Genomic DNA, 11,586 nt, shown 5'->3' on the forward strand with positions numbered 1-11,586 from the left:
TCTGGCTGATTTAAAAGGCATGGGAATTCCCCCTCAGTCTTCAAATTTAATGATCCCTCTGTGTTTCGACAGTTCTAACAATCACCCCCCTAAAAACAACTGCGGTGTCAAAGCATAAAACGGGTTAAGCCGATAGAGAGAAAAATGAACGGATCTTTCTGAAACTCTTCGATACGATGCAAGGTATGCGAAAGTTTGACAGATAACTCCCTGCCTTGAGGTATGAGATGAGCAAAAGTTCTTCCCTAAGCCAGAATATTCAGGTAATGGTGAATTGCCCGAATTGTGGCATTTTAAATTCAGAAGGTGCGAAATTCTGTGCCGAATGTGGCACATCTCTGTATAAAACTTGTTCCAACTGTAAACATAAAAATTCACCCCAAGCGAAATATTGTACAGAATGCGGTACATCCTTAAAAAGCGAGGGTAAGCCCAAAACGGTCAGCCCCATCAGACCCGTAGAAGCAACTCCCATGCGACCGGCTGAACGACGTCAGCTTACGGTGATGTTTTGTGACTTGGTGGGTTCGACAGCCTTATCGGAAGAACTCGACCCCGAAGAACTCCGAGAGTTAATTCAAAAATACCAAGAAACCTGTGCCGAAGTCGTACTCAAATATGAAGGACACATTGCCCAATATCTCGGAGATGGCATTTTAGTCTACTTTGGGTATCCCATTGCCCATGAAGACGATGCCGGACGAGCGCTGCGGGCTGCTTTAGGGATTATTCAAGCCATTGCCACACTCAAACTCGGTTGTATTGCTAACCGTTGTCTGCAACTGTCAGTCCGCTTAGGTATCCATACAGGCTTAGTCGTGGTTGGAGAAGTCGGGGCGGGAAATAAACGGGAAGAATTAGCCATCGGCCAAACGCCCAATCTTGCAGCCCGACTGCAAGGGTTCGCTCAACCCAGTACCGCCGTTGTCAGTCCCACAACCTATCGACTGGTGCAGGGTATCTTTGAATTTCAGTCATTAGGTCAACATTCACTCAAAGGCATCTCAACTCCGGTCGAAATTTACCAAGTGTTGCAAGAAGCCTCCTCCTGCAAGCGTCAGAAAGTCGCCGAAAGCAGTTGGACTCCCTATGTCGGCCGAGAAGCCGAACTCGAACAGCTACAAGGCATCTGGGAACGAGTTAAATCCGGGCGGGGAGAAGTAGTATTATTAATGGCAGAAGCCGGATTAGGGAAATCCCGCCTCGTTCAAGCTTTCCGAGAACGCATTGCTAACGATACCTATACCTTGCGAGAAGTTTTCTGTTCTCCCTACTATCAAAATACGCCTTTCCATCCCATTATCGAACTAATCGCCGAACGAGTCTTAAAACTAACCCGTGAAGACTCACCCGAAGAGCAACTTGACAAACTTGAACAGTTCCTCGACTCTCATCAAATTCCCCGTCAAGAAGCGGTTCCTTTGTTCGCTCAGTTGCTATCCCTATCTGTCGATCAACAGGATTATCCAACCCTTAACCTGTCGCCCCAAGCCACTAAACAAAAGCTGTTAGAAGTCATGCTGGCGATGATCCACAAGAGCGCTAGTCAGCAACCGCTTTTAGTTCTCGTTGAAGACCTGCACTGGATTGATCCTTCTACCCTAGAACTAGCCGACCGTCTGATCCGCGAAGAAACCAATTATCCCATTTTGCGGATTTATACCATGCGACCCGGTTTTCAATCCCATTGGCTGCGTCTCCCTCATGTCACTCAGATTAACCTCAACCATCTTCCGGCCAATCAAATTGAACAAATCATTCACGGTGTTACAGGTGGTAAACGCTTACCCTTTGCGGTGTCTAAACTTATCGTTGAAAAAAGTGATGGTATTCCCCTGTTTATTGAGGAGATGACCAAAATGGTGATTGAGTCGGGGCCATTTGAGGAAACCTCAGACAGCTACGAACTCACAGGCCCTCTACCGACTCTTAGTATTCCCGACACTCTTAAGGGATTGTTGATGGAACGACTCGATCGCCTCGATGGAGCTAAAGAAGTTGCCCAACTCGGCGCTACCATTGGTCGAGAGTTCAGTTATGAATTATTGCGATCGCTGGCTCTGTACGAAGAACCCAGCCCGACTCTGACCAATGGCCGTCAAGCTTTACCCGCAATTGCTCTCGATCAAGCCAGTATTATTCGAGGTTTAGAAAAGTTGGTTGAGACACGGCTCCTGTTTGTTAACGGAGAACTCCCTAAAGCCACCTACAGCTTTAAAAACGTTCTCATTCAAGATGCCGCCTATGAATCCTTACTCAGAAGCACCCGAGCGCAATATCATCGTCGGATTGCTCGCGTCCTGGAAGCTGAATTTCCGATTGTGGCGGGGCGTGAACCGGAATTACTCGCCTATCATTATACCAAAGCTGGATTGCCCTTTTCTGCGATTAACTATTGGCAAAAAGCAGGAGAAAAAGCGTTTCTGGCTTCAGCCAATGAAGAAGCCATTGCTCATCTCAAATCAGGACTTGATTTGATTGACACCCTCAAAGCTGAACAAGGTCGAACCATTTCTTTATTAGGAGGCGCTTCGAGTGTAGATTTCTTAAAGCAAGAACTGGATTTACAAACGACTCTTGGAAAGGCTTTGATTGCAACCAAGGGTTACGCTTCTCTAGAAGTCGAACAAATCTACAAACGCAGTCGAGAAATCTGTCAGGAATTGGGAACGACACCCCAATTATTTTCAGTATTTTGGGGATTATGGGGATATCACGCGGCTCGTTGTGAACATAAAATCGCCCTTGATTTTGGCAGTCGGTTAATGGGTTTAGCTCGACGTCACAATGATCCGATTTTGGAGATGGAAGCCCGTTTTACCCTGGGATTTGCCTTATTTTATCTCGGACGTTTGCAGGCGGCTCACGAACATTGGAAAACCAGCTATGAACTTTATCAAAAAACCAATCGTACTTGTCAAACTCGTCTGACGGGGCAAGATGTCGGAGTGGCGAGTTTATCCTATATGTCGTTGAGTGCTTGGCTACTCGGACAAAGCGAAGCCTCTGTACAGTACAGTGAAGATGCGATTCATTTGGCGTTGGAGTTGTCTCATCCTTACAGTACCGGGTTTGCGCTTTGTATGAAGGCGATGTTTCATCAACTGCGCCAAGAACCGGAAGCGGTTGAACAACAAGCAGAAGCCGCTATTGCATTAGCCAGTGAACAACGCTTTGAGTTTTGGTTAGCCACAGGTGTGATTATGCAAGGCTGGGCCTTAGTCGAACTCGGACAAACTGACTTAGGAATTAATCAACTCCGCCGAGGAATTGCGGCTCATGCGGCAACAGGCGCTAAAATTTCTTGGACTTATTTTTTGGGATTGTTAGCTCAAGCTCATGCGAAAGCGGGACAATTAGAAGCGGGGTTAGCAGTGTTGAAAGAGGCTTTGTCTACGGTAGAAAGAACCGGAGAACGCTTTTGGGAAGCTGAACTTTTCCGCCTGAGAGGAGAGTTAATGTATACCAAAGGTGGAGGCGGACAAAGTTTGCATCCAGAACAAGTGGCGATGTTGGTGGCTCAAAGTCAAGCGTCTGCTCCTCATTCCCAATCTGTGGAATATTATCTCAATAAAGCCATTGAAATTGCTCATGCTCAGGGCGGAAAGCTGTTAGAACTCCGAGCAGCTATTAGTTTAGCCCAGATGTGGCATCAACAGGGTAATCTGAAGCTAGCACAACACTTGTTAGCAAGGGTTTATAGTCAATGGCCGCAAGGAATTGAGAGCATTGATAGCACTGATGTTAAACTGCTATTGGCGATCAAATAATGCACTACGCTTTTTGAGTGGGTTAAATTGTATTTGGTGTGAGGGGTGATTTCAAATGCTGTTCAAAATGAGAACCTCAAATTTGAGGGGTTCCTACAATTTATACCGAGAAATGCTTGACTCGGCATCTTGTATTTTTTCAAGCAATTGTGCGACAATAAAAAATCATCATCAGGAGCAAAATGATCAAAAATGCCACCTATGATGATTTTCTTATTGGAGGGAAAAGGGACTTCTGTTCAACCGTAGAAAGATATTACCCGGGGACTACAAATTTTTTAACAAATCTTAAATTCACCCGTTTGGATGACCTGGACTGGGGATTTTATATTGACTTTTTGCCCCTATATTGAAAATATAAATAAGCTTTGAATTAGGGGAACTCAAATGAACAAATTACAAAAAGGATTTGCTACGGGTTTAGCTACTCTCGGTATTTTAGGGAGTCAAGTTCTACTCTTTCCTATTTCTCGCGCCCATGCTGCCCAACAGCTATATTGTAATGGTCAAATGAATAATGGCTGGACATACTCTGCAACATTTCTAGATGGTCGTTTTACTCAAATTCGTTGGCAACGTTCAGGACAACCGCCTCAAATCTCTGAATTAACTTATGATACTGAAAATGATCAAGGTCAACCCATTTATCGGGGTTCGTTTCAGGGGGCGACGGCGGTAACATTAGTAGACTTATCTGGGGGTGGAACAAGACCGGGTTCTCAAGTTTCTGTAGGAGTTGAAGAATGGGGTTGGTCTACAGGAACTTGTGGGGTATCTTCTTCTGAACGTCCTTCTAATACTATTAATTTAGACACTCTAAATCAACAGTTAAGAGGACTTGAACCTTCTGAAGCGGCTAATCAATTACGAGGACAAAATTTCTTTTTTGTACAAACTTTAGAACACACTGAACGTCAAATTATTGAACGTTGGGACAGACAGGCTGATCATTCAAGTATTCAGGTTGTTTATACCAATAACAGAGTCAGCACTGTTAGAAATAGTCAATAAGTAGCAAACGCTAGCAGTTCAGGAGTGGGGAGTCTGTCAACACTCGCTAATTTTCCCCCTGTGAGGGCAGGGCCGTTTCATTCTCGGTTCAAAAATGCGATCGCCAAATCTTAAAAGCCTTTCTCTGTAAAGAAAAGGAGGATTATTTCAACAGTTTTGAGATTTTCTGTTTAAATAGAGCCTAAAACTTGCCCCCCATCAAAGGTTTAGCGATCGCCAAAAATTAGAATGAAACAGCCCTGCCCTGTGAGGGGGCGAGTTGATATAGGTTGCTTGTAGGAAGACAGACATCTAGATCAAACCCGCCCCTACAGAATTTATCATTCCCAGTACCCTGTTATAAGATCCATTCTGAAGCCCGTTCCCCCAAGTCTAGAGGAATACTCACCGCTTTACCCAGGCGGGGTTTTTCTCGGGTATTTTGAATGTAGTTTTTCACCAACTCTACACTGCCCCATCCGTTAAGATATTGAGCGATCGCGTTCAAATGAGCAATGTAGTCCGCCTCACTCAACGGAAAAGACATCTGTTCGAGGTATTTCCACATGATCTGCAAGAAAACCCTGCCTCGGGTTCGCCGCAACTGAACGTCATAGGATACCCCCCACTTGTCCAACAGTAGCTGATGTAATTCTCTGCCCGTCATGGCTCGCTCCTGAATGAACCCGTTTACATTTTGTAATAATAAAAGAGCTTGTTTAAAAAATGTAATAATACTCTGATGATGGGAAAAGCCTGATAGAACCATTCTGTCTAGTCTTGATCCATAGCAGACTTGGTGCAATAGTTCAAGCTAATCTGCAATACATTTTTTGTTTTTGGCTGCAAAGCTCTCAAAAACTAACATACACAAGATAGAATCAACTGCGTCAATTATGACTCAAATTTCTGAAACGCCAGAAGCTCCTAGTATGGGGCGTCGCCAGTTTATGAACCTTTTAACGTTTGGGTCAGCCACAGGTGTAGCTCTGGGTGCGCTTTACCCTTTCGTTAAATATTTTATCCCCCGCTCAAGCGGTGCTGCCGGTGGGGGTGTGATCGCCAAAGATGCCGTTGGGAGTGATATCCTTGCCAGTCAATTTTTAGCCAGCCATAACCCAGGCGATCGCACCTTAGCCCAAGGCTTAAAAGGTGATCCGACTTACTTAGTGGTGGAAACAGACGGCACATTGTCGGACTATGGCATTAATGCGGTCTGTACGCACTTAGGCTGTGTTGTCCCTTGGAACGGCAGTGAAGACAAATTTATCTGTCCTTGTCACGGTTCACAGTATAATGCCCAAGGTAAAGTTGTTCGGGGGCCTGCTCCTTTATCTCTCGCCTTGGCTCATGCCAATGTGGAAAACGACAAAGTAACCTTTACCCCCTGGACAGAAACCGATTTCCGTACAGGTGAAAACCCCTGGTGGGCTTAATAAATTTGCATAAAATTTGAGATTGGGGAAATTAAACCCTAAAATTCCTAATCTCAAGTAGAATCCCTTGACTTTGAGCGAGTAAAAACATTTCTAATGTCAAAATCTGACCAAACTGCAATGCTGCATCGTAGCATTCGGGCAACTTGGAAGATGATGCTGGTTGCGATCGCATCCGTCACTTTCTTCCTAACAAGCGATATTGCCCTCCCTCAAGCGGCGGCTGCCTATCCCTTCTGGGCGCAGGAAACAGCCCCACAAACTCCCCGCGAACCCACTGGACGAATTGTTTGTGCGAACTGTCACCTGGGCGCAAAACCGACAAAAGTTGAACTTCCTCAGTCTGTTCTGCCGGATACTGTTTTTAAAGCAGTTGTTAAAATTCCCTATGACACCAGCGCCCAGCAAGTTTTAGGCGATGGTAGCAAAGGTGGTTTAAACGTCGGTGCGGTTTTAATGCTTCCTGAAGGCTTTAAAATTGCCCCGCCTGAACGGATTTCCGAAGAATTACAAGAAGAAATCGGCGATCTCTATTTCCAACCTTATAGCGAAGATCAAGACAATGTGGTTTTGGTTGGGCCGTTACCCGGTGAACAATACCAAGAAATTGTCTTCCCGGTTCTCTCTCCTGATCCGAGAACAGATTCTTCTGTAACTTACGGTAAATACGCTGTTCATGTCGGTGGAAACCGAGGTCGTGGACAGGTTTATCCGGCTGGAAACCAAAGTAACAACGCGGTTTATAAAGCCTCTGCTGCCGGCACGATTACTCAAATTACCTCTGAAGAAGGTGTTGGCTACCAAGTCAGTATTAAAACGGCTGAGGGTAAAACCGTTGTTGATACCGTTCCTCCTGGCCCTGAACTGCTCGTTTCAGAAGGTCAAGAGGTAGCCGCAAGTCAACCCCTAAACCGTGATCCAAACGTCGGTGGTTTTGGTCAAGCGGATACTGAAATTGTCTTGCAAAGTGCAGGTCGCATTCAGTGGTTGTTGGCTTTCTTTGCCTTAGTCATGTTGACTCAAATTATGCTGGTTCTGAAGAAGAAACAGGTTGAAAAGGTTCAAGCTGCTGAAATGAACTTCTAGAATTGGTACAGGTTCAATAGAATCTTGATGCTGAGGAGTTAGAGGTTAGTCGTGAGGGAGACTTCAAGGTTAATTTCTGACTCCTCAAATTTTCTTCTTGTTGTCAAACCTGTTGACTGATAAATGCACAAATACTTTATTTTGTCAAGATGCCGATTTTGGGCTTTTGCTTCCTAGCTGAAAATTCGTGCATCGCTGTTTAAAAATTCAGTCAGGATAGGCTGATATTTAACGACAGAATAAGGGTTGTAGGCTCTATTTTGACCTGTAGACAGAGTAAACCCTTGGGTGGTGTTTTTAACATTGTACCAGAACCCCTAGAATTCCGTCAACTATTTAAGAAATTTTCTCAATTAAAAATCCGATTTTACCCATAAACTTTTATTTTTCAAAACGATTTCCAGTTATTGATTAGAAAAACTTAACTTACAGTCAAACTTGAGTCGGAGTGGGAAGCGATCGGTTAATTTGTAAGAGTAATGAAGATAGATCTCAGTTGAAAAGGTTCAAGCTGCGAAATTGAACTACTAGAATTGGCTCTTGTTCAATAGAATCTTGATGCTGAGGAGTTAGAGGTTAGTCGTGAGAGAGACTTCAAGATTGACTTCTGACTCCTCAAATTTAATGGGATTGTCTAACATAGGAATCAGTAAGTCAGATTTAGACAAAATACATGGTAAACAACCTGAAAATCGATGAAAAACTGCTTGAAGAAGCTCTTGCTTTAAGCGAGTATTCAACGGCAAATCTCTTGATTGAAGCGGCTTTGCGTGAATACATTCAACGTCGAAAACAACTCAAAGTCTTGGATTTATTTGGGACAATTGACTATGACGAAGATTATGATTACAAGCAACAAAGACAAAAAACATGAAGGTTATTGTAAATACTTCTGTTTGGTCACTTGCATTGCGGCGCAATACACCAAACGATGACATTACTACCGTTAATGTACTACAAGATTTAATTACAGATGGAAAGGTCATTTTACTGGGGGTAATTCGTCAAGAAGTGCTTTCTGGTATTCGCTATAGTGAACAGTTTACTCGATTGCGAGACTATCTTCGTGCTTTTCCAGATTTAGAACTATAGCAATGAGCAGGTTAATGTTTACAACTTCTTTGTGTCTTTGTGTCTTGGTGGTAAATTCAAGGCTTGACCCTTGTAAACAAGCCAGCGCGACCTGCTATAACAACCGAAGACTATGAACTCGCCGCAGAATTTTTCAATACCTGTCGCCGTAATGGTGTTCAAGGTTCAAATACTGATTTTTTAATCTGTGCAGTAGCTCATCGTCGTGGTTATAGTATTTGTACCACAGATAAAGATTTTGAAAATTTTCGGTCGTACATTCCGGTCGTTTTATATTAAAATTAATAAGCTGGGATGATTAAGAATTAGGCTTACAGCTAGTCCTTGATTTTATGAAAAAGTTTGATTCACAGTCTTAGTAAAATTATCAAAGGTTTTGCTTAAAAAATATTTCACAACTCGACAATAACGGGGGTATGATCGCTGGGTTTTTCTAGGGTTCTGGGGGTTTTATCAATGATACAACTTTTGGCTTTATCATACAGAGATGAACTCAAATAATGATGATCGATGCGCCATCCTTTGTTACGCGGAAACGATGCGGCGCGATAGTCCCACCAACTAAATTGTCCGCTTTCAGTGTTAAATTTACGGAAGGCGTCGGCTAACCCTAAGTCTAGAATTTCTGTTAAGGCTTGACGTTCAGCTTCTGAAGCCATGATATGATTTTCTCGACCTTTTGGATCGTGAATATCTCGATCTTCTAAGGCGATGTTAAAGTCTCCACAAACACAAATATTTGGGGTTTGTTCTAGGGTTTTTTGCAGATATTCTTTTAAGAGTTTTAACCAACTAAGTTTATAGATATATTTTTCACTTCCGACGCTGGCACCATTGGGAACGTACAAATTTATGATTCTAATTCCGTCAAGAGTTCCGGCGATCACTCGTTTTTGTTCATCAAAGGTTTGAACGGTATTTGGATCTAGAATAGCAGCAAAGCCAACGGTAACATCTTCTAACGGTTGACGGCTAAAAATGGCGACTCCGTTATAAGCTTTTTGTCCAGAAATAGAAAGATGATACCCTAAATCTTCAAAAGGAACTCGGGGAAATTGTTGATCCGTAACCTTTGTTTCTTGTAAACACAAAATATCAACAGGGTTAGTCTGTAACCAACCTAAAACTTGTTCTTGACGGGTACGAATTGAGTTAACATTCCAAGTCGCAATTTTCATTATAAATTGAGAAAATCAGTTAGTTCTAAATTGCTCCCTTTGATTATTGTTACAGAAAAGGGTTCATTTTGGCAATCTATATTATTTTAATAAGCTACAACTCAGTCGGCTGGGTGAGAGTAAAAAGTTGGTGATCTCAGCAGTTGAATAATTGGTTGTCACCCACTGAGTAATATCAGTAGGGTGGGTGACAGCAAAAAGTTGGTGATCTCAGCAGTTGAATAATTGGTTGTCACCCACCCGAAAATAAAGCGGGTTTTTTAGCTTAAATCGGACAAGATAAGCCTTCTGAACGTTGACTAAAACGAGCGTTTTCTCGATAGTCAACGGGACAATCAATTACAGCCGGAACATCTTGAGCGAGTGCTTCTTTTAAGATAGGAACTAAGTCCGTTGCTGACTCAACCCGATAGCCTTTTAACCCCATACTTTCGGCAAATTTGACAAAATCAGGATTCCCAAATTTAATGAAGGAAGAATCACCATAATGGTCTTCTTGCTTCCATTCAATTAAGCCGTAACCGCCATCATTAAAAACGAGCGTTACAAAAGCCGTTCCGACTCGTAAAGCTGTTTCTAACTCTTGGCAATTCATCATAAACCCACCATCGCCTGTCGCCGCCACAACTTTTAAATGGGGATTCACTAATTTAGCCGCCATTGCACCGGGAATCGCAATTCCCATCGCTGCAAAGCCATTAGAAATGATACAAGTATTGGGGCGATCGCAATGAAAATGACGAGCGATCCACATTTTATGAGCGCCAACATCAGAGATGACAATATCCTCTGGCCCTAACACCTGACGCAAATCATAAATGAGTTTTTGGGGTTTAATGGGGAAGCCATCATCATCAGCATATTGTTCGTAGTCGCGACGAATTTCTGAGCGTAATTTTAACGCATAAGGTTCAGGTTTTCCCGCGCGATCTGAACGGCGCAAAATCTCATTGAGCGAGTCTGAAATATCGCCAACAATTTCAGCAATGGGGATATAACTACTATCGACTTCAGCCGGAGTAGCACTAATGTGAATAATCGGGATTTTGCCTTCGGGGTTCCACTTTTTAGGAGAATATTCAATCAAGTCGTAACCAATGGCAATCACCAAATCCGTTTTATCAAAAGCACAACTAATATAATCCCGCTTTTGTAATCCCGTTGTCCACAAAGAAAGGGGATGAGTATAGGGAATAGCACCTTTCCCCATAAACGTATTGACAACGGGAATATTCAGTTGGGTGGCAAACTCAGTTAGGGAGTCACTGGCATTCGCTCGTAAGGCACCATTTCCCACTAAAATAATCGGATTTTTAGCTTTAGAAATGGCAACGGCTGCCTCATTCATACTGTGATAAGCTGAATAGACTTTTTCACGCTTATCTCGTTCGAGAGGCTGTCCAACTGCTGCCATCGCCGCAATATTTTCAGGCAGATCGATATGAACTGCGCCGGGTTTTTCCGCTTGGGCGAGTTTAAAGGCTTTCCGAACAATTTCCGGCGTGTTACTGGGTCGAACAATTTGGGAATTCCACTTAGTAACAGGAGCAAACATTGCCACCAAATCTAAATATTGATGAGATTCAATGTGCATTCGATCGGTTCCCACCTGTCCGGTAATAGCCACCAGAGGCGCACCATCGAGGTTTGCATCAGCCACACCTGTCATTAGGTTGGTTGCTCCCGGCCCAAGGGTGGACAGACAAACTCCGGCTTTTCCCGTCAGGCGTCCGTAGACATCGGCCATAAAAGCGGCGCCTTGTTCGTGGCGGGTGGTAATAAACTGAATGGAGGAGGTTTTCAAGGATTCGAGAACTTCCATGTTCTCTTCACCGGGTAGTCCGAAGACATACTGCACTCCTTCATTTTCAAGGCATTTCACCAGAAGTTCTGCTGTGTTCATGTGAGGTCTAAAAATTGGAAATTTTGAAATTAGATGAGATTCATTGCCGTATCGTCCGGGAGTCGGATTCAAAGTTCACCCTTTACAGGCTTACTTTATTATCATTGCAACGACGGTCAACAATTCTTCTA

At 43.4% G+C, this 11,586-nt stretch carries 10 protein-coding genes; 7 read left to right on the forward strand and 3 right to left on the reverse strand.

All coding sequences use genetic code 11. The annotated features are described in order from the left end of the window. The first annotated feature begins 227 nt into the window (after positions 1-227). Complete coding sequence (locus tag VB836_RS21310) at positions 228-3,770, forward strand: AAA family ATPase (RefSeq protein ID WP_323222321.1); 3,543 nt, start codon at positions 228-230, stop codon at positions 3,768-3,770. A gap of 387 nt (positions 3,771-4,157) precedes the next feature. Continuing rightward, positions 4,158-4,781 carry a hypothetical protein gene (locus VB836_RS21315; RefSeq protein ID WP_323222323.1) on the forward strand — a complete coding sequence of 208 codons (624 nt, stop codon included), beginning with the start codon at positions 4,158-4,160 and terminating at the stop codon, positions 4,779-4,781. Between the two features lie 337 nt (positions 4,782-5,118). On the opposite strand, the gene VB836_RS21320 is transcribed toward VB836_RS21315, so the two are convergent. Then, on the reverse strand, positions 5,119-5,427 hold the full coding sequence (locus VB836_RS21320) for a DUF3067 family protein (protein ID WP_046280847.1): 309 nt from the start codon (positions 5,425-5,427) through the stop codon (positions 5,119-5,121). Positions 5,428-5,656: 229 nt separating this feature from the next. On the opposite strand from VB836_RS21320, the gene petC reads away from it, so the two are divergent. The 5 genes from petC (at position 5,657) to VB836_RS21345 (ending at position 8,653) form a co-directional block, all read left to right on the forward strand. Further along, on the forward strand, positions 5,657-6,196 hold the full coding sequence (gene petC / locus VB836_RS21325) for a cytochrome b6-f complex iron-sulfur subunit (RefSeq protein WP_046280843.1): 540 nt from the start codon (positions 5,657-5,659) through the stop codon (positions 6,194-6,196). Between the two features lie 96 nt (positions 6,197-6,292). Beyond that, entirely contained in the window at positions 6,293-7,282 is a 990-nt protein-coding gene (gene petA / locus VB836_RS21330; RefSeq protein WP_323222327.1) for a cytochrome f, read from the forward strand. Positions 7,283-7,955: 673 nt separating this feature from the next. Next, entirely contained in the window at positions 7,956-8,156 is a 201-nt protein-coding gene (locus VB836_RS21335) for a type II toxin-antitoxin system VapB family antitoxin (RefSeq protein WP_046279334.1), read from the forward strand. Then, positions 8,153-8,374 carry a PIN domain-containing protein gene (locus VB836_RS21340; RefSeq protein WP_046279333.1) on the forward strand — a complete coding sequence of 74 codons (222 nt, stop codon included), beginning with the start codon at positions 8,153-8,155 and terminating at the stop codon, positions 8,372-8,374. The genes VB836_RS21335 and VB836_RS21340 overlap by 4 nt, the downstream gene beginning before the upstream one ends. Before the next feature lie 63 nt (positions 8,375-8,437). After that, positions 8,438-8,653, forward strand: coding sequence for a PIN domain-containing protein (locus VB836_RS21345; RefSeq protein ID WP_323222330.1), 216 nt, complete (start codon positions 8,438-8,440; stop codon positions 8,651-8,653). A gap of 113 nt (positions 8,654-8,766) precedes the next feature. Here the strand turns inward: VB836_RS21345 and xth are convergent, their stop codons facing one another. After that, positions 8,767-9,552 carry an exodeoxyribonuclease III gene (gene xth, locus VB836_RS21350; RefSeq protein ID WP_323222332.1) on the reverse strand — a complete coding sequence of 262 codons (786 nt, stop codon included), beginning with the start codon at positions 9,550-9,552 and terminating at the stop codon, positions 8,767-8,769. 265 nt (positions 9,553-9,817) lie between these two features. Beyond that, the gene (locus VB836_RS21355) at positions 9,818-11,455 is read right to left on the reverse strand and encodes an acetolactate synthase large subunit (protein WP_323222334.1); all 1,638 of its coding nucleotides are present in this window, start codon (positions 11,453-11,455) and stop codon (positions 9,818-9,820) included. Between the last annotated feature and the right edge of the window lie 131 nt (positions 11,456-11,586).

The organism is Limnoraphis robusta BA-68 BA1, assembly GCF_034932365.1.
Taxonomy (GTDB): domain Bacteria; phylum Cyanobacteriota; class Cyanobacteriia; order Cyanobacteriales; family Microcoleaceae; genus Capilliphycus; species Capilliphycus robustus.